At 70.0% G+C, this 18,657-nt stretch carries 14 protein-coding genes; 10 read left to right on the plus strand and 4 right to left on the minus strand.

Annotated elements, in window-relative coordinates; all coding sequences use genetic code 11:
* Nucleotides 1–62 precede the first annotated feature (62 nt).
* The 7 genes from carB to ACX9MN_RS03035 all read left to right on the plus strand — a co-directional run bounded on the left by carB (nt 63) and on the right by ACX9MN_RS03035 (nt 8,166).
* Nucleotides 63–3,536 carry a carbamoyl-phosphate synthase large subunit gene (carB, locus tag ACX9MN_RS03005; protein WP_489723661.1) on the plus strand — a complete coding sequence of 1,158 codons (3,474 nt, stop codon included), beginning with the start codon at nt 63–65 and terminating at the stop codon, nt 3,534–3,536.
* A 90-nt stretch (nt 3,537–3,626) separates the two neighbouring features.
* Entirely contained in the window at nt 3,627–4,103 is a 477-nt protein-coding gene (greA, locus tag ACX9MN_RS03010) for a transcription elongation factor GreA (RefSeq protein ID WP_170855149.1), read from the plus strand.
* A gap of 4 nt (nt 4,104–4,107) precedes the next feature.
* Nucleotides 4,108–4,608: a hypothetical protein gene (locus ACX9MN_RS03015; protein WP_020093539.1), complete on the plus strand. Its 501-nt coding sequence runs from the start codon at nt 4,108–4,110 to the stop codon at nt 4,606–4,608.
* A 51-nt stretch (nt 4,609–4,659) separates the two neighbouring features.
* On the plus strand, nt 4,660–5,709 hold the full coding sequence (locus tag ACX9MN_RS03020; protein ID WP_020093540.1) for a mitochondrial fission ELM1 family protein: 1,050 nt from the start codon (nt 4,660–4,662) through the stop codon (nt 5,707–5,709).
* A gap of 14 nt (nt 5,710–5,723) precedes the next feature.
* Entirely contained in the window at nt 5,724–6,704 is a 981-nt protein-coding gene (gene trxB / locus ACX9MN_RS03025) for a thioredoxin-disulfide reductase (RefSeq protein WP_020093541.1), read from the plus strand.
* 269 nt (nt 6,705–6,973) lie between these two features.
* A complete protein-coding gene (locus ACX9MN_RS03030; RefSeq protein ID WP_012317569.1) occupies nt 6,974–7,864 on the plus strand; it encodes a LysR family transcriptional regulator in 891 nt (296 codons plus the stop codon).
* A 41-nt stretch (nt 7,865–7,905) separates the two neighbouring features.
* Nucleotides 7,906–8,166 carry a YARHG domain-containing protein gene (locus ACX9MN_RS03035; RefSeq protein WP_132366935.1) on the plus strand — a complete coding sequence of 87 codons (261 nt, stop codon included), beginning with the start codon at nt 7,906–7,908 and terminating at the stop codon, nt 8,164–8,166.
* Between the two features lie 96 nt (nt 8,167–8,262).
* Here ACX9MN_RS03035 and msrP read toward each other — a convergent pair whose 3' ends face one another.
* The 4 genes from msrP to ACX9MN_RS03055 all read right to left on the minus strand — a co-directional run bounded on the left by msrP (nt 8,263) and on the right by ACX9MN_RS03055 (nt 13,513).
* On the minus strand, nt 8,263–9,216 hold the full coding sequence (gene msrP, locus ACX9MN_RS03040; RefSeq protein WP_489723662.1) for a protein-methionine-sulfoxide reductase catalytic subunit MsrP: 954 nt from the start codon (nt 9,214–9,216) through the stop codon (nt 8,263–8,265).
* Between the two features lie 161 nt (nt 9,217–9,377).
* Nucleotides 9,378–11,123: an AMP-binding protein gene (locus ACX9MN_RS03045; protein WP_489723663.1), complete on the minus strand. Its 1,746-nt coding sequence runs from the start codon at nt 11,121–11,123 to the stop codon at nt 9,378–9,380.
* Nucleotides 11,124–11,222: 99 nt separating this feature from the next.
* Nucleotides 11,223–11,954, minus strand: a complete 732-nt coding sequence (locus ACX9MN_RS03050; protein ID WP_489723664.1) for a hypothetical protein — start codon at nt 11,952–11,954, stop codon at nt 11,223–11,225.
* 47 nt (nt 11,955–12,001) lie between these two features.
* Nucleotides 12,002–13,513: a leucyl aminopeptidase gene (locus tag ACX9MN_RS03055; RefSeq protein ID WP_091680146.1), complete on the minus strand. Its 1,512-nt coding sequence runs from the start codon at nt 13,511–13,513 to the stop codon at nt 12,002–12,004.
* Between the two features lie 184 nt (nt 13,514–13,697).
* On the opposite strand from ACX9MN_RS03055, the gene lptF reads away from it, so the two are divergent.
* The 3 genes from lptF (at nt 13,698) to ACX9MN_RS03070 (ending at nt 18,600) form a co-directional block, all read left to right on the plus strand.
* On the plus strand, nt 13,698–14,846 hold the full coding sequence (lptF, locus tag ACX9MN_RS03060; RefSeq protein WP_482960337.1) for an LPS export ABC transporter permease LptF: 1,149 nt from the start codon (nt 13,698–13,700) through the stop codon (nt 14,844–14,846).
* A gap of 8 nt (nt 14,847–14,854) precedes the next feature.
* Entirely contained in the window at nt 14,855–15,943 is a 1,089-nt protein-coding gene (gene lptG / locus ACX9MN_RS03065; protein WP_091977151.1) for an LPS export ABC transporter permease LptG, read from the plus strand.
* Between the two features lie 77 nt (nt 15,944–16,020).
* Nucleotides 16,021–18,600, plus strand: a complete 2,580-nt coding sequence (locus ACX9MN_RS03070) for an LPS-assembly protein LptD (protein ID WP_489723665.1) — start codon at nt 16,021–16,023, stop codon at nt 18,598–18,600.
* Nucleotides 18,601–18,657: the final 57 nt, after the last annotated feature.

Raw genomic sequence — 18,657 nt, forward strand, 5'->3', positions numbered from 1 at the left:
CCGGGAGCAGGGCTCACTCGAGCCGTGCCCGATCGGGCGCGCTTGGCCTGAGAAGGCCCACGATGCCCAAACGCACCGACATCTCCTCGATCCTGATCATCGGTGCGGGTCCGATCATCATCGGACAGGCCTGCGAGTTCGATTATTCCGGCACCCAGGCCTGCAAGGCGCTCCGCGAGGAGGGCTACCGCATCGTCCTGGTGAACTCGAACCCCGCGACCATCATGACCGACCCGGACATGGCGGACGCGACCTACGTCGAGCCGATCACCCCGGAGATCGTCGCCAAGATCATCGAGAAGGAGCGCCCCGACGCGATCCTGCCCACGATGGGCGGCCAGACGGCGCTCAACTGCGCCCTGTCGCTGCAGAAGATGGGCGTGCTCGCGAAGTACGGCGTGCAGATGATCGGCGCCACCGCCGAGGCCATCGACAAGGCCGAGGACCGGAGCCTGTTCCGCGACGCCATGACCAAGATCGGGCTCGACACCCCGAAATCGGCGCTCGCCAACGCGTCCGCCGCCAAGAAGGCGGACCGTCAGGCCTACCTGGCCGAGATCGCCAGGATCGAGGCGGCGAACAGTGATCCGGCGGCGCGCCAGGCCGCGCTGGCGGCCTACGAGAAGAGCTGGGCCGCGGGCGAGACCGAGCGGCGCAAGCGCTACGGTGAGCACGCGATCGGGCAGGCGCTGATCGCGCTGGCCGAGGTCGGGCTGCCGGCGATCATCCGGCCGTCCTTCACCATGGGCGGCACCGGCGGCGGCATCGCGTACAACCGCGAGGAGTTCCTCGACATCGTCGAGCGCGGCATCGACGCGTCGCCGACCAACGAGGTGCTCATCGAGGAGAGCGTGCTCGGCTGGAAAGAGTACGAGATGGAGGTCGTCCGGGACCGGAACGACAACTGCATCATCGTCTGCTCCATCGAGAACATCGATCCGATGGGGGTCCACACGGGCGATTCGATCACCGTCGCGCCGGCGCTGACGCTCACCGACAAGGAGTACCAGGTGATGCGCGACGCATCGCTGGCGGTGCTCCGCGAGATCGGCGTCGAGACCGGCGGCTCGAACGTGCAGTTCGCGATCAACCCCGAGAACGGGCGCATGATCGTGATCGAGATGAACCCGCGCGTCTCGCGCTCCTCGGCGCTCGCCTCCAAGGCCACCGGCTTCCCGATCGCCAAGGTCGCGGCCAAGCTCGCGGTCGGCTACACGCTCGACGAGATCGCCAACGACATCACCGGCGGCGCGACACCGGCTTCGTTCGAGCCGACGATCGACTACGTCGTCACCAAGATCCCGCGCTTCGCCTTCGAGAAGTTCCCGGGCGCCGAGCCGACGCTGACCACCGCCATGAAGTCGGTGGGCGAGGCCATGGCGATCGGCCGCTGCTTCGCCGAATCGCTTCAGAAGGCCCTGCGCTCGCTCGAGACCGGCCTGACCGGCCTCGACGACATCGAGATCGAGGGCCTCGGCAAGGGCGACGACCACAACGCCATCAAGGCGGCGATCGGCACCCCGACCCCGGACCGGCTGCTCAAGGTCGCGCAGGCCCTGCGGCTCGGCGTCAGCCACGAGCAGGTCTACGCCTCCTGCAAGATCGACCCGTGGTTCCTGGAGCAGCTCCAGGCGATCATCGACCTCGAGAACCGCGTGAAGGCCCACGGCCTGCCGAAGACGGCCGGCGCCTTCCGCCAGCTCAAGGCCGCCGGCTTCTCGGATGCCCGCCTCGCGGTGCTGGCCAAAACCGACGAGGCCGCCGTCAGCACGGCCCGGCGTGCCCTGGCGGTGCGCCCGGTCTACAAGCGGATCGACACCTGCGCGGCCGAGTTCAAGTCGCCCACCGCCTACATGTACTCGACCTACGTGGCGCCGTTCGCGGGCGCGGTCGTGGACGAGGCGGAGCCCTCGGATCGCAAGAAGGTCGTGATCCTCGGCGGCGGCCCGAACCGGATCGGCCAGGGCATCGAGTTCGATTATTGCTGCTGCCATGCCTGCTTCGCGCTGTCGGACGCTGGCTACGAGACCATCATGGTCAACTGCAACCCGGAGACGGTCTCGACCGACTACGACACCTCGGACCGGCTCTACTTCGAGCCGCTGACCGCCGAGGACGTGCTGGAGATCATCGAGACCGAGCGGCAGGCCGGCACCCTGCACGGCGTGATCGTGCAGTTCGGCGGCCAGACCCCGCTGAAGCTCGCCCGCGCCCTCGAGGCCGCTGGCGTGCCGATCCTCGGCACCTCGCCCGACGCGATCGACCTCGCCGAGGACCGGGACCAGTTCAAGCGGCTCCTCGACAAGCTCGCGATGAAGCAGCCGAAGAACGGCATCGCCTACTCGGTCGAGCAGAGCCGGCTGGTGGCCGAGACGCTCGGCCTGCCCTTCGTGGTCCGCCCGAGCTACGTGCTCGGCGGCCGCGCCATGGCGATCATCCGCGACGAGACGCAGTTCGCCGACTACCTGCTCGACACGCTGCCGAGCCTGATCCCCTCCGAGGTGAAGGCCCGCTACCCGAACGACAAGACCGGCCAGATCAACACGGTGCTGGGCAAGAACCCGCTCCTGTTCGACCGCTACCTGTCGGACGCGGTCGAGGTCGATGTCGACGCGGTCTGCGACGGCAAGGACGTGTTCATCGCCGGCATCATGGAGCACATCGAGGAGGCCGGCATCCATTCCGGCGATTCGGCCTGCTCCCTGCCGCCGCGCTCGCTCTCGCCCGAGATCGTGGACGAGCTGGAGCGGCAGACCAAGGCCATGGCGCTGGCGCTCAACGTCGTCGGCCTGATGAACGTGCAGTACGCCATCAAGGACGGCACGATCTACGTGCTGGAGGTGAACCCCCGCGCCTCGCGCACGGTGCCGTTCGTCGCCAAGGTCATCGGCGAGCCGATCGCCAAGATCGCGGCCCGGATCATGGCGGGCGAGCCGCTCGCGACCTTCGGCCTCAAGCCCAAGACCCTGCCGCACATCGCCGTGAAGGAAGCGGTCTTCCCCTTCGCCCGCTTCCCCGGCGTCGACGTGCTGCTCGGACCGGAGATGCGCTCCACCGGCGAGGTGATCGGGCTCGACGCCAGCTTCGGCGTGGCCTTCGCCAAGAGCCAGCTCGGCTCGGGCACCCAGGTACCGAAGGCGGGGGCCGTCTTCGTCTCGGTGCGGGATGCCGACAAGGCCCGCATCCTGCCGACCATGAAGCTCCTGTCCGATCTCGGCTTCACCATCCTGGCGACCGGCGGCACGCAGCGCTACCTCGCGGAGAACGGCGTTCCGGCCGAGCGGATCAACAAGGTTCTCGAGGGCCGGCCGCACGTGGTCGACGCCATCAAGAACGGCGGCATCCACCTCGTCCTGAACACCACCGAGGGGGCCGGCGCCCTCTCGGACTCGCGCTCGCTCCGGCGCGCGGCCCTCTTGCATAAGGTGCCGTATTACACCACTCTAGCCGGCGCGATGGCCGCGGCCGAGGGGATCAAGGCCTATCTAGAAGGCGATCTCAAGGTCCGCGCGTTGCAGGAATACTTCGCGGCCTGAACCTCAGGGTTCCGCTGACTTCATTTCATGGCCCGGGGAGAGTGCTGCACTCTCGGCCGGGCCTCTTCATTGTGGCGCGAGACGATGGCGATAGACAAGGTTCCGATCACGGTGCGCGGGCTGGCAGCCCTCGAAGAGGAGCTGAAGCACCGCCAGCAGGTGGAGCGCCAGCGCATCATCCAGGCGATCGCGGAGGCCCGCGCGCTCGGCGACCTGTCGGAGAACGCCGAGTACCACGCCGCCAAGGAGGCGCAGTCCCACAACGAGGGCCGCGTCCTCGAGCTCGAGAGCATGATCGCGCGGGCCGAAGTGATCGACGTCACGAAGCTCTCGGGTGACAGGATCAAGTTCGGCGCCACCGTGAAGCTCGTCGACGAGGACACGGAGGAGGAGAAGACCTACCAGATCGTGGGAGAGCCGGAGGCCGACGTGCGCTCGGGCCGCGTCTCGATCACCTCGCCGATCGCCCGCGCGCTGATCGGCAAGGGCGTCGGCGACACGGTCGAGGTCACCACGCCCGGGGGCGGCAAGTCCTACGAGGTCGTCGCCGTCCAGTACGGCGGCTGAGCCGATGCGCCCGCGTACGTGGGGCCGGCTCGCCGGCCTGCTCCTCGGTGCCGTCGCGGGGTCCGCGGCGGCGAGCGACTTTCCGCCGACTCCGGTCTTCTCCGACGTCCGGGTCGACGTGCGGCCGCTCCTGAACAAGGGCGCGGGGCTGCAGGCCGAGGCGCTGGCCGGCGACCTGACCGACGCCCTGCGGAAGAACTTCGCCGGTCGGATCGGCGGCCGCGGGCCGCGCCTCGTTGTGGTCGTGACGAGCCTGTCGCTCCGGCCCTATGTCGGCAGCGGTTCCCTGCGCGGCCTGGGCGGCAACTTCGAGACCGACTACATGGAGGGCGAGGCGCTGCTCGTCGGGCCCAAGGGGCAGGTGCTCGGGCGCTACCCGCAGATGACCGCGACGCCGTCGAGCTACGGCGGCGCGTGGTACGATCCGCAATTCGAGCAGCGCCGGCTCGCCGCCATCGCCGACATCTACGCCCAGTGGCTCGCCCGCGACCTGCCGCGGGATTAGAAGGCGGCCGCCGGCCCCGGTCGGCAGCGTGGGGCGTATCCGGTGAGGAGCATGGCAAGCATCGACGTGTCGGAGGCGCAGAGCGCGCCGGTCAGCAATTCGGACCCGCGGCGCGAGCGCCTGCCCGAGCTCGCCCGCGCCCGCGCCTGGATCGTCACGGACGGCAAGGCCGGCGACGAGAACCAATGCGTCGGCATCGCCGAGACCCTGGGTCTCGACTTCGAGATCCGGAAGGTGCCGGCCTCAGGACCATTCGGCTGGATGGCGCCCTGGGGGCCGATCGACCCGCGCGAGGGCCCGCGCCGCCGGGCCGGCGCCCTGTCGGGCCCCTACCCCGACATCCTGATCGCCTCCGGCCGCCGGTCGGTCCCGTACCTGCGGACCGTGCGGCGCGCGACCGGCGGCCGGACCTTCACGGCCTTCCTGAAGGATCCGCGGACCGGCGCCGACAGCGCCGACTTCATCTGGGTGCCGGATTACGACGATCTGCGCGGTCCCAACGTCTTCACCACGCTCACGGCGCCGCACCTCGTCACCGCGGCGCGCCTGGCCGCGGCCCGGGCCCGGCCGGATCCGCGGCTCGCGCGCCTCGACGGCCCGCGGGTGGCGGTGCTGGTCGGCGGCGACAGCCGTCACCTGAGCTACCGCAAGACCGACATGAACCGCCTCGTGGAGGATCTGCGCGGGCTGGCCGCGCAGGGCTGCCGGCTGATGGTGACGATCTCCCGCCGGACGCCGAACCCGCTCCGCGACGCCGTGAAGGTGCTCGCCGCCGAGACCGGGGGGTTCCTCTGGGACGGGAGCGGCGACAACCCCTACGTGGCCATGCTGGCGCTCGCCGAGGCGATCGTCGTGACCTCCGACTCGGCCAACATGGTGAGCGAGGCGGTGTCCACCGGCGCGCCGGTCCTGCTGTTCGACCTGCCGCGTACTTATATCCGGCATCGGCGCATGTTCGCCGGGCTGGCGATCGCCGGGGCGCTGCGACCGTTCACCGGTCAGTTGGCAGATCTGACGTACAAGCCGATCGACGCGACTCCGGTGATCGCCCGGGCGCTCGCCGACGCCTATGCCGCGCGCCGCGCGGCCGGACCGGCCTGAGGAGACCGAGACAGATGGCCCACACCCACGCCAAGCTCGTCATCATCGGCTCGGGACCCGCCGGCTACACGGCGGCGATCTACGCCGCCCGCGCCATGGTCGAGCCGCTGCTGATCTCCGGCTTCCAGCCGGGCGGCCAGCTCATGATCACCACGGATGTCGAGAACTACCCAGGCTTCGCCGAGGCCATCCAGGGCCCCTGGCTGATGGAGCAGATGCGCCTCCAGGCCGAGCACGTCGGTACCCGGATCGTCTCGGAATACATCACGAAGGTCGATCTCAAGCAGCGGCCGTTCCGCCTCGAGGCCGATTCCGGCGAGACCTACTCGTGCGACGCCCTGGTCATCGCCACCGGGGCGCAGGCCAAGTGGCTCGGCATCCCGTCCGAGGCGGCGTTCCAGGGCGGCGGCGTCTCGGCCTGCGCGACCTGCGACGGGTTCTTCTTCCGCGGCAAGGACGTCGTGGTGGTCGGCGGCGGCAACACCGCGGTCGAGGAGGCCCTGTACCTCGCCAACATCGCCAGCAAGGTGACGGTGGTCCACCGCCGCGACAGCTTCCGCGCCGAGCGGATCCTTCAGGAGCGCCTGTTCAAGCACCCGAACGTCGAGGTGCTGTGGCACCGCGAGATCGCCGAGATCTGCGGCGTGCAGAAGCCGGCACCGAACGTGACGCACGTCCGTCTCAAGGATCCGCGCTCGGGCGAGATCAGCGAGGTGAAGGCCGACGGCGTGTTCGTGGCGATCGGCCATCAGCCGGCGACCGCCATCTTCGAGGGTCAGCTGCCCATGCGCCACGGCGGCTATCTCACCGTGAAGCCCGGCACGACCGAGACCGAGATCCCGGGCGTGTTCGCCGCCGGCGACGTCACGGACGACGTCTACCGCCAGGCGATCACCGCCGCCGGCATGGGCTGCATGGCGGCGCTGGAGGCGGAGAAGTTCCTGGCCAATCTCGAGATCGGTGAGAGCCCGGTCCAGGCCGCCGCGGCGGAATGACGGCCGGACGGGCCTCCGCACCTCCCGCGCGAAGCCGTCAGGCCCCGCATTTCAACAAGTTCGCGCTGCTTATGCTTGCGCAGGACCATGCACCGTGTGCATAGGAGTGCTGACTGCGCCGGGATGCACCGATTGCATGCCCGCGCGGTGTCGGGAGCGGCCATCCGCACGCGGCACCGCGCAGTTCGCCCGGTGATCTGCCCGCCGCTTCGCGCCCCTTCTCCACCCCGGGCGCGACCCGCGGGCGCGCGCTGGTAGGGGTTCTCGCCTTGGACTGGGACAAGATCCGGATCTTCCTCAACGTCGCGGAGGCGGGGAGCTTCACCAAGGCGGGTGACGATATCGGGCTCAGCCAATCGGCGGTCAGCCGCCAGATCAGCGCCCTGGAACGCGAGCTGAAGGCGCCGCTCTTCCACCGCCATGCCCGCGGCCTCTTGCTCACCGAGCAGGGCGACCTGCTGTTTCGCGCCGCGCGGGACATGAAGCTGCGCCTGGAGAATACCCGGGCCCGCCTCGTCGAGACCTCCGAGCGGCCGACCGGCGACCTGAAGGTCACCACCACGGTCGGCCTCGGCACGTCCTGGCTGTCGCAGCGGGTCGGCGAGTTCCTGGACCTCTACCCGGACGTGCGCATCGAGCTGATCCTCACCAACGAGGAGCTCGATCTGGCCATGCGCGAGGCCGACGTGGCGATCCGCATGCGCCGCCCGGCGCAGCCGGACCTGATCCAGCGGCGGCTGTTCACCGTGCACTACCACGCCTTCGCCAGCCCGGATTACGTGAAGCGGTTCGGCGAGCCGAAGACCATCGAGGAGCTCGACGACCACCGCCTCGTCTCCTTCGGCGGCAACGAGCCCTCGTATCTTCTGGCCGCCCACTGGCTCGCCGATGCGGGCCGCGAGGGCCGCGAGCGGCGCCAGGTCCACCTGACGGTGAACAATATCGGCGCCCTGCAGCGCGCCATGGAGGCCGGCGCCGGCATCGGCATCCTGCCCGACTACGCGGTGGATGGCGGCCAGCAGCTCGTGCAGGTTCTGCGCGAGACCGAGATGCCGAGCCTGGAGAGCTACCTCGTCTACGCCGAGGAGATGCGCTCGGTCGCCCGGGTGCAGGCGTTCCGCGACTTCCTCGTCTCGAAGGCGCAGCGCTGGACCTACTGAGCATCCGATGGTTGGATCCGTCTCCTCACGGAGACGATTCGATGCGTGCTGCTCTCTACGCTCTGATCCTCGTCGCGGGCTCCACCGGCGCGATGGCGGATGACTGCGCGGAAGCTTGGTACCAACGCAACCTGATCTACAAGCAGGCCGGCTACTGCTTCACCACGCCGCGCGCGATCCGGACCTTCGGCAACGCCGATTGCCGGTACGACGCCATGGATCGCGTGCCGCTCTCGCGCCAAGAGCAGGCGACTGTGGCGGATCTGCAGGCCTTCGAGCGGGCCCATGCCTGCCCGCGCTAGGCCGCGGACCGTCGACCTCGTCGGCCGGGCAGCGTAGGAGCCGCGTCGTCGCTGCGGAAGCCGCGCCAGATCAGCACGGCTTCGGCAGGCGCGTGCTCACACGAACAGGCGCTCGCCCTCGAGGCCCTTGTAGAGGCCGGCGACCTGCTCGCCGTAGCCGTTGTAGATCAGCGTCGGCACGCGCTGGTCAGTGCCGAGGACGCGCTCGGTCGCCTGGCTCCAGCGCGGGTGCGGCACGGCCGGGTTCACGTTGGCCCAGAAGCCGTACTCCGAGGCCTGCAGACCCTCCCAGAAGGTCTTCGGCCGGTCGGCCGTGAACGAGATCTTCACCAGTGACTTGGCCGACTTGAACCCGTACTTCCACGGCACCGCGACGCGGATCGGCGCCCCGAACTGGTTGGGCAGCGGCTTGCCGTAGATCCCCGTGACCATGAAGGCGAGGTCGTTCCCGGCCTCAGCCAGGGTCAGGCCCTCCGTGTAGGGCCAGGGATAGAAGAACGCCCGCTGGCCGGGCGCCATCGCCTTGTCCATGAACGTCTCGAAGCGGATGTACTTCGCGCCGGAGGCGGGCTTGGCCAGCGCCACGAGCTTCGCCAGCGGGAATCCGGTCCAGGGCACCGCCATCGACCACGCCTCGACGCAGCGGTGACGGTAGAGACGCTCCTCCAGGCCGATCTTCCGGATCAGGTCGTCGACGCCGATCTCGAACGGCTTCTCGACGAGCCCGTCGATCTTCAGGGTCCAGGGCTGCGTCTTAAGGGCGTTGGCCGCCGGCAGCACCGTCTTCGACGTGCCGAACTCGTAGAAATTGTTGTAGTCGGCGCTGAAGCGCTCCGGGGTCAGGGGGCGGTCGAGCGTGTAGGCGGGGTTCTGCGGCGCCGGGTAGAGCGGCTGGTCGCCCGCCGCCGCAAGGGCCGCGCGTCCGCCCAGGAGCGAGCCGGCCGCGAGCCCGGCCGCGCCGCCGATCAGGGCCCGCCGATTGAGGAAGACGGCCTCCGGCGTCGCCAGGTGCTCCGGAATCTCCCAACCGCGCCTGCGCTTGATCAACATGGCCGTCTCCTCGGATCTCCTGCCTGCACAACCCACAGATCGGCCGCGGCCGACAGGGGCGCAAGCGCCGCAGCCTGACCTTTCGGCGAACGGCGCGCAGGAGTTACGCCGCCCGTGAGCGGCACCGGGACGCAGGCCGTCTTCCGCCGCGCGGACGACGCTCAGGCCGGCGGCGTCTCGTCGCGCAGCATCCGCCGCAGCACCTTGCCGACATTGGTCTTCGGCAGGGTCTCGTGGAGCACCACGCGGCGGGGAACCTTGTAGCCGGTGAGCTGTGTGCGGGCATGCGCCCGCAGGATATCGGTGGAGACCGACGGGTCCTTCAGGACCACGTGGGCCACCACCATCTCGCCGGTCTCCTCGCTCGGCGCGCCGACCACCGCGCATTCGAGCACGGCCGGGTGGGCCGCCAGCACGTCCTCGACCTCGTTCGGATAGACGTTGAAGCCGGAGACGAGGATCATGTCCTTCATCCGGTCGACGATCCGGACCTGGCCGTCCGCCTGCAGGATCGCGACGTCGCCCGTCCGGAAGAACCCGTCCGCGGTCATCGCCCGCGCGGTCTCCTCCGGCCGATTCCAGTAGCCGCGCATCACCTGCGGGCCGCGCACGCAGATCTCGCCCGGCTGCCCGGCCGGGAGGGGTTCGCCGGAGACGGCGCGGATCGAGACCTCCGTGGAGGGCAGCGGGTAGCCGATCGTGCCGGAGAAGTCGCGCATGCCCCGCGGGTTGACGCACACGACCGGCGAGGTCTCCGACAGGCCGTAGCCCTCGATGATCGTGTTGCCGGTCAGGGCCTTCCAGCGCTCGGCCACCGCCCGCTGGACGGCCGTGCCGCCGCCGACCACGAAGTCGAGGTGGGCGAAATCCACCGTGCCGATCTTCGGATGGTTGATCAGGACGTTGAACAGCGTGTTCACGCCCATCAGGTGGGTGAAGCGCGTGCGGCTCAGGGTCTTGACCATGCCGTCGCAGTCGCGCGGATTGGGGATCAGCAGGCAGGAGCCGCCGCTGCGCATGAACTGGAAGAAGCACGCGGTGAGCGCGAAGATGTGGTAGAGCGGCAGCGCCGTGACCACGCAGCGCGCGACGCTCGGATCCTTCGAGTTGAACCAGAGCTGCGACTGCTCGACGTTCGCCATGATGTTGCGGTGGCTCAGCATCGCCGCCTTGGCTATGCCGGTGGTGCCCCCGGTATATTGCAGGAAGGCGAGGTCCTCCGGGTCGACCGCGGCGGACGCGCGCGGCATCGTCCGGCCCTGGCGGAGCACGGTGGCGAACGGTATCGCCAGCCCTTCCGGCAGGCGGAACGGCGGCACCGCCTTGCGGACGTGCCGGCTCGCGAGGTTGATCACCCGCCCCTTCAGCCCCAGCCCGTCGCCCGGACCCACGAGGACGACCCGCTCCAGGGCCACGTCCGGCAGCGCCGCCGCGATGGTGGCGCCGAAATTCTCCAGGACGATCAGGATCCGCGCGCCGGAATCGTTGATCTGCTGCACGCATTCCCGGGGCGTGTAGAGCGGGTTGGTGTTGACCACCGTTCCCCCCGCCAGGAGGACGCCGAAGATCGCCACGGCGTAGGCGGGGACGTTCGGCAGCATGATCGCCACGCGGTCGCCCTTCGCCAGACCCTGTCCGCGCAGCCAGGCCGCGAGGTCGCGCGCCTGCTGGCCGAGGGTCGCGTAGGTCATGGTCGAGCCGAAGCACAGCATCGCTGGCCGGCTTGCGAAGGCGGTCACGCTGCTCTCGAACAGGTCGACCAAGGTCCCGAGGCCCGCGACGTCGATCTCCGCCGGCACGCCGGGCGGATAGAAGGGCAGCCAGGGCCGGTCGGAGGCCCCGTGGCCCGGCATCGCTCCGGCCGTGGCGGCTCGAGCGCCGTGCTCCATCACGTTCGCCTCATGCATCGCGATGCCTCCCGCGGGCCCGACTCTCGGGGGCCGAGTCCCGCAACGCCTGTCGCGCGGACTCTGCGGGAACGGAGGCCGACCCGCAAGGCAGGGGGGTCAGAGGGCTGGACGATGCCGGCGCAATGTCGCCAGCACGGTGTGGGGCAGGGCCGCCGCGATCAGCAGGCCGGCGGCGAGCGCGGCCTCCTCCGGCCGCATCGCACGCCGCGGCCAGGGGCCGACGCCCAGGTCGCCGGCGAGGCCGATCAGGATCGCGCCGAGCCACAGGGTCAGGAAGGCGAGCGCGCCGTAGCCGACCCGGCGCAGCCGCGGCCGCAGGGGCCGGTTGGCCGCGATCGCGAACAGGCCGAGGACGCCGCCGAACGTCAGCGCGCCCACGGCGGCGCCGAGCCCGTAGGCCAGCCACAGGGGCTGGTGGGTGAGGAAGGCCATGCCCCCGGTGGCGAAGGCGCCGCGCAGGACGAGCCCGCCGAAGGTCGGGTAGAGCCCGGCGGCGAGGAGCGCGGCCGCGCCCGCCAGTCCGAACACGATCCGGCGCGGCGCGGAGCCCGGGCCCGGGCCCGTCACCACCCGCGCGAGGTGGCCGAGCCCGTAGACCAGCGCGAAGGCGAAGAGCGGGTAGCGGGCGATGAAGTAGCCGAAGATCCAGGGCTCGAGGGCCTCCGGCACGGCGTCGCGCTGGCTCAGGCCGGTCGCCGCGACGAGAGCCAGGGCGGCCAGCATGGCGAGGATCGGCCCCGCCGCTGCCAGAAGACCGCCGGACCGGCCTCCGGACGTCCCGGCGCCCGGGCCGACCCGGTCGAGCGCGGCGTTGGCGTGTACGGCCATGCTGGGATCACCCGGAGAGGCGCGGGGTCGGGACCGCCGCGGCCGCTCTAGCGGGCCTCGTAATGGTCGCGGATCAGCCGGTCGAGGAGGCGCACGCCCCAGCCCGCGCCCCAGCTGCGGTTGATCTCGCTGGCATTCGACGACATCGCGACGCCGGCGATGTCGAGATGCGCCCACGGAACGTCCTCGACGTAGCGCTTGATGAACGACGCCGCGGTGGCGGCGCCGCCGTGGCGGCCGCCGGTGTTCTTCATGTCGGCGAACTTGGAATCGATCGCCTTGTCGTAGGCGGGGATCAGCGGCATCCGCCACACCTTCTCGCCGGTCGCCTCGCCGGCGGCGTGGATGTTGCCCGCCAGCGTGTCATCGTTCGAGAACATGCCGGCGATGTCCTGGCCCAGCGCCACGATGATCGCGCCGGTCAGCGTCGCGAGGTCGACGATCGCCTTGGGCTTGGTGCTGCGGATGACGTGGGTGATCACGTCGGCCAGCACCAGCCGGCCCTCGGCGTCGGTGTTGATCACCTCGATGGTCTGGCCCGACATGGAGGTCAGGATGTCGGACGGGCGGTACGAGCCGCCGTCCGGCATGTTCTCCACGATGCCGATGGCGCCGACCACGTTGCAGCGCGCCTTGCGGGCGGCGAGCGCGTGGAGCGCCCCGACCACGGCGGCGGCGCCGCCCATGTCGCCCTTCATGTCCTCCATGCCGCCGCCCGGCTTGATCGAGACGCCGCCGGAATCGAACACGACGCCCTTGCCGATGAGGGCCACGGGCGCCTCTGCCGCGGGGCCGCCGTTCCAGCGCATGATCACGATCCGCGGCTCGCGGGCCGAGCCCTGCGCCACCGCGAGCAGCGCGCCCATGCCGAGTTCCCGCATCCGGGCCGGCTCCAGCACCTCGATCTCGACGCCGAGCTTGGCGAGTTCCGAGGCGCGGCGGGCGAACTCAGCCGGGAAGAGCACGTTCGGCGGCTCGTTCACGAGGTCGCGGGCCAGGACCACGCCGTCGGACAGGCTCTTGGCGCCCTCGCCCTCGCGGGCGGCCGCGCCGTGATCGGCGAGCAGCAGGGTCAGCGCGGTGACGGTCTTGTCGTCGGCGTCGGGCTTCTTCTTGGTCTTGTAGCGGTCGAACGCGTAGGTCCGCAGGCGCGCGCCGAGAGCGAACTCGCCGGCCTGCGCCGCCGTGACCGTCGCGCCCGGCCAGTCGAGCACCACGCGGGCGGTCCGTCCCGCCACCTTGCCGGCGGTGAAGCCGCCGAGCGCCGGCCAGTCGGTCTTGGCCCGGTCCTTCTCCGAGCCCAGGCCCACGACCACGAGGCGGTCGGCACCGACGCCCGCCGGGGCCGGCAGGGACAGGGCGCTGAGCGAGCGGCCCTTGAACTTCTCGGAGGCCGCGGCGCGGGCCACGAGATCCGCCCCGGAGGCGCCGAGCGCCTCGCGGGCGGCCGACCCGAGCGACAGGTCGTCGCCGACGAAGACCACGAGATCGCCGGATCCGCCGGGGCCCTGGCCGCTCTGCTCCAGGGGACCGAAACCGACCTCGATACCGTCCGCCATACCCGTCGCCCTGCCCGTTATTCCGGAGCCGTACTACGCACCCGCGCGCCGAGGCGCGGGCGATCCGCCCTGTGTAGCCGCTGAGACGGAGAACGCAACGCGGCGTGACAGCCCTGGAATCGCCCCTTTTGTCGGGTCCCTGCCGCCTCGAGGGCGCGAGAGGACAAGCGGGACTGCCGGGCCGATGAGGCAGATCGAGCGCTACATCTTTCGGATCGCCCTGGGCGCCACCCTCGCCTGCCTGATCGGGCTGACGGGCACCATCTGGCTGACCCAGGCCCTGCGCGAGCTCGATCTCGTGACCGCCAAGGGCCAGACGCTGCTGGTCTTCCTCTTCGTCACCGGCCTGTCGCTGCCGACCCTCGTCGTCGTCATCGCTCCCGTGGCGCTGTTCATCGGCACGATCTACGCGCTCAACAAGCTGAACGGCGATTCCGAGCTGATCGTCATGTCGGCGGCCGGGATGCCGCCGCGCTCGCTGCTGCGGCCCTTCCTCACCCTGGCGCTGTTCGTCAGCTTCCTGGTGGGATTCCTGGTCGTGGTGGTCATGCCCGCGAGCTTCCAGGAGCTGCGCGACGTGATCACCCGGGTGCGCGGCGATTTCATCGCGAACGTCGTCAAGGAAGGGCAGTTCACCCAGCTCGACAACGGCATCACCTTCCACTTCCGCGAGCGCGGGCCGGGCGGCACCCTCAAGGGGCTGTTCATCCAGGACCGGCGCGAGGCCGGGAAGACCAAGGTCTACCTCGCCGAGCGCGGCAACGCGGTCGACGTCGACGGCCAGAGCTACCTGATCCTGGAGAACGGCAGCGTCCACCAGCAGCAGAAGGACTCCCGCGATTCCTCGATCCTGACCTTCGAGCGCTACACGATCGACCTCGCGGCCTTCGCGCCCCCGGATTCCGACACGATCTACAAGCCGCGCGAGCGCTCGACGGCGCAGCTCCTGTTCCCCGACACGACGGAGGGCTACTACAAGCTGCAGAAGGGCCGGTTCCGGGCCGAGCTGCACGACCGGCTCTCCGCCTGCCTCTACCCGCTGGCCCTGGTCTTCATCGCCTTCGCGGCTCTGGGCGATCCCCGCACGACCCGGCAGGGGCGCGGCGTCGCGATCGCCGGCGCGATCGTCGCCGTCGTGGCGCTGCGCATCGGCGGCTTCGCGGCGGTCAGCGCCGCCGCGCGCAGCCCCGCGGCGGTCCTGGCAGTCTACGGCGTGCCGCTGCTCGCGATCCTTCTGTCGAGCTTTCTCATCTTCTACGGACCCCGGGTGCGCGCCTTCAACGCCGCCCTGGCCCGCGCCGTCCGCGGCCCGCGCCTCGCGCCGGCGGCCTGAACCCGATGATGCTGATCGGTCCCACCCTCGGGCGGTACTTCGCCGCCCGGTTCCTCCGCACGGTGCTCGGCGTCTTCATCACCGTGTTCGCGCTGGTCTACACGCTCGACTTCGTCGAGCTGCTCCGCCGCGCCGGCGAGGCCCAGGGCGCGTCCGCCGGCCTGATGGCGCAGCTCTCGCTCTACCGCACCCCCGCGGTGGCGGAGGGCGTCCTGCCCTTCGCGGTCCTGTTCGGCTCCATGGCGGCCCTGCTCCAGCTCTCGCGCAAGCTGGAACTGGTGGTCGCCCGCGCGGCCGGGATCTCGGCCTGGCAGTTCCTGCAGCCCGGCTTCTTCGTGGCCCTCGCCCTCGGCGCGCTGGCGGTCGGCGTCTACAACCCGGTCTCCGCGATGCTGAAGCAGCGCTCCACCGAGATCGAGGCGAAGATCTTCGCCAAATCCACCAAGGCGAGTTCGGGCAAGGACCTCTGGATCCGACAGAAGGGCCTCGATGGCGAGGCGATCCTGCGCGCCGAGACCGCCATCGAGGGCACGACCACCCTGGCGGGCGTGTCGGTCTTCACCTTCGACGGCGCCGGCAAGTTCGCCGAGCAGCTCGTCGCGGCCCGCGCGACGCTCCACGACGGCTACTGGGAGCTCTCCGATGTGCGCGTTCTCACACCGGGCACACCGCCTGAGTCGTTCGACACCTACCTGATCGCCTCGAACCTCGACCCCGGACAGGTGCGTCAGGGGTTCACCCCCCCGGAATCTGTGCCTTTCTGGCAACTTCCCACAACGATCGCGCGGACCGAGCGGGCCGGTTTGGACGCCACCCGCTACCGTCTCCAGTACGATGTCCTGTGGGCACGGCCGGTGCTGTTCGTGGCCATGGTCATCGTCGCCGCAACCGTTTCCTTACGGTTCTTCCGCTTTGGTGGTGTCGGTAAACTCGTCCTCGGTGGCGTCGCGGCCGGCTTCGCCCTCTACGTGGTCCGACAGGTCATGGAGGGGCTCGGAGCATCCGGACTCGTCGCCGCACCGGTGGCGGCCTGGTTCCCGGCCGTGGTAGGCAGTCTTCTCGGTACGCTCACGCTTCTGTACCAGGAAGACGGCTGACTTCCGCGATCCTTCGCGGGACGGGAGACGGGTGTTGAGGTTGGTGGCGGCAGACGTCACAGGGGTTGGGACGCGCGTTGCGTAAGGTCGCCGACATCCTGCGGAAGGCTGGTTTCCGGGCCGCGCTGGCGCTCGCCGCGCCGCTGGCCGGGGGCCTATCCGCCCATGCCCAGGGCCTGCCCGCCGTCGCGGCCGGCAAGCCCGGCGACAAGCTGCTCGTCGAGGCCGACGAGCTGATCTACGACAACGACCGCAACACCGTGACGGCCCGGGGCAACGCCGAGCTGCATTACGGCCCCCGGACCTTGCAGGCCGACCGCGTGCGCTACGACCGGAATTCCGGCCGGGTCTTCGCCGAGGGCAATGTCCGCCTCACCGAGGCCGACGGCGGCGTCGTGACCGGCGCGCGCATGGAGCTCACCGACGACTTCAAGACCGGCTTCGTCGACGCCTTCCGCGGGCAGCAGACCGTGCAGCGGAAGTTCGAGACGGTGCGCACCCGCTTCTCCGCGCCGCGGGCCGAGCGCCTGAACGGCGAGCAGACGAGCTTCGAGTCCGGCAGCTACACGGCCTGCGAGCCGTGCAAGGACAACCCTGAGACGCCGCCGCTGTGGCAGATCAAGGCGAAGAAGATCATCCACGACAACGAGACCCACACGGTCTACTTCGACGACTCGACGCTTGAGATCGCCGGCATCCCGGTGGCCTACCTGCCGTATTTCGAGGCGCCGGACCCGACGGTGAAGCGCAAGACCGGCTTCCTGACGCCGCGCTTCGTCACGACGACCGCGCTCGGCAACGGCGTGTCGCTCCCGTACTTCATCAACCTCGCGCCGAACTACGACCTGACGCTGACGCCGACCCTGCTCAGCCGCCAGGGCCTGCTCGCGCAGGGCGAGTTCCGCCAGCGGATCGACAACGGCTTCTACAACATCCGCCTGTCGGGCATCTCGCAGACGACGCCCTCGGCGTTCCTGCCGAGCCCCCTCGGCGCCGGCGAGCGCGACTTCCGCGGCTCCGTCGAATCGCAGGGCCGGTTCTACATCAACCCGCGCTGGCGCACGGGCTGGGACCTCGTCGGCGTGACCGACAAGTGGTTCCTCGACAATTACCGGATCCGCAACCAGAACATCACCACGGACTATTTCCGTGAGGCCACCTCGACGGCCTTCCTGATCGGCCAGGGCGACCGCTCGTGGTTCGAGGCGCGGGGCTACTACTTCAAGGGCCTGTCGAGCTTCGACTGGCAGAAGCAGCAGCCGATCGTGGCGCCGGTGATCGACTACGACAAGCGGATCAACGGCCCATCGGAGATCGGCGGCGAGGTGCGCTTCCAGGCGAACATCACCAGCCTGACCCGCGAGACCACGCAGTACCAGGGCCTGCCGCGGACCTCGAGCTACCTGTTCTCGCCGAGCGTCAACGGCGTCAGCTTCCCGCTGTACCAGACCTGCACGGTCTTCCAGCGCGGCCTGTGCGCCATCGACGGGCTCGCCGGCACGAACACCCGCGCCTCCGCGGAGCTGTCCTGGCGCCGCAGCTTCATCGACGATCTGGGCCAGAAATTCACGCCCTTCGCGTACCTGCGCACGGACGCGTTCTTCAACAGCACGAGCTTCTCGGGCTACCAGAACGACCTCGTCCCGCAGGTCGCGCACGTCGATCAGGGCTTTGCCGGGCGGGTCATGCCGGCGATCGGCCTCGACTACCGCTACCCGTTCGTCGCCAATTTCGGCGCCCTCGGCGTCCACACCCTGGAGCCGATCGGCCAGATCATCGCGCGGCCGTCGGAGACCCGGATCGGCCGCCTGCCGAACGAGGACGCGCAGAGCCTCGTCTTCGACGACACCTCGCTGTTCGAGTGGGACAAGTTCTCGGGCTACGACCGGGTCGAGGGCGGCGTGCGCACCAATCTCGGCGGCCAGTACTCGGTCGTGACCCCGTCCGGCTGGTACGCGAACGTCCTGTTCGGCGAGTCCATCCAGCTCGCGGGCGTCAACTCGTTCCGCCGCGGCGACATCGCCAACACCGGCCTCGATTCCGGACTCGAGACGCAGCGCTCGGACTTCGTCGGCCGTTTCCAGGTCTCGCCGAACCAGAACATCACGTTCATCAGCCGGGCCCGGTTCAACCAGTCCGACTTCCACGTGGCGCGGTTCGAGACCGGCGCGACGGCGCGGTTCGCGCCGTTCCTGCCGCTCACCGTCTCGGCCTTCTACTCGTACTACGAGGCGCAGCCTCTGCTGGGCTACAGCCACTACCGCGAGGGCATCACCGCCACCGCGACCTACAACATCACGCCGAACTGGTTCGTGTCGGGCTCGCTGCTCGTCGACCTGACCCACTACCTCGACGTGCGCAACACCTACACGGACGCGCTGAGCTCCTACCTGGCGAACCCGATCGGGACGGTGCCGATCTACCAGAATCCGGGCCGCTTCTACCTGTCGGGCGCGAGCTTCGGCGGCGGCTATCAGGACGAGTGCACCACCGTCTCGCTGAACTACATCAACTCGCCGATCGCGACCGCGACGGGCGTCCGCGAGCGCAACCAGACGGTGCTGCTGCGAGTCGAGCTGAAGACCCTGGGCGAGGCCGACCTGCGCCAGAACGTCGGGACCGCCACCACCGCCGACGGCATCGCCTCGATCCGCTGAGGAACCGGGACCGGCGACGCGCCGATCCGGCGCGTCGCCCGCCGCGATCCCGCCGCT

The sequence above is a fragment of the Methylobacterium sp. 1A genome (assembly GCF_058072805.1).

Bases quoted from the DNA above. Each gene is read 5' to 3' on its own strand.
- carB (WP_489723661.1), top strand. From the start codon at position 63: ATGCCCAAACGCACCGACATCTCCTCGATCCTGATCATCGGTGCGGGT.
- ACX9MN_RS03035 (WP_132366935.1), top strand. From the start codon at position 7,906: ATGCGTGCTGCTCTCTACGCTCTGATCCTCGTCGCGGGCTCCACCGGC.
- msrP (WP_489723662.1), bottom strand. From the start codon at position 9,216: ATGTTGATCAAGCGCAGGCGCGGTTGGGAGATTCCGGAGCACCTGGCG.
- lptF (WP_482960337.1), top strand. From the start codon at position 13,698: ATGAGGCAGATCGAGCGCTACATCTTTCGGATCGCCCTGGGCGCCACC.
- ACX9MN_RS03045 (WP_489723663.1), bottom strand. From the start codon at position 11,123: ATGCATGAGGCGAACGTGATGGAGCACGGCGCTCGAGCCGCCACGGCC.
- lptG (WP_091977151.1), top strand. From the start codon at position 14,855: ATGCTGATCGGTCCCACCCTCGGGCGGTACTTCGCCGCCCGGTTCCTC.
- ACX9MN_RS03055 (WP_091680146.1), bottom strand. From the start codon at position 13,513: ATGGCGGACGGTATCGAGGTCGGTTTCGGTCCCCTGGAGCAGAGCGGC.
- trxB (WP_020093541.1), top strand. From the start codon at position 5,724: ATGGCCCACACCCACGCCAAGCTCGTCATCATCGGCTCGGGACCCGCC.
- ACX9MN_RS03020 (WP_020093540.1), top strand. From the start codon at position 4,660: ATGGCAAGCATCGACGTGTCGGAGGCGCAGAGCGCGCCGGTCAGCAAT.
- ACX9MN_RS03050 (WP_489723664.1), bottom strand. From the start codon at position 11,954: ATGGCCGTACACGCCAACGCCGCGCTCGACCGGGTCGGCCCGGGCGCC.
- ACX9MN_RS03015 (WP_020093539.1), top strand. From the start codon at position 4,108: ATGCGCCCGCGTACGTGGGGCCGGCTCGCCGGCCTGCTCCTCGGTGCC.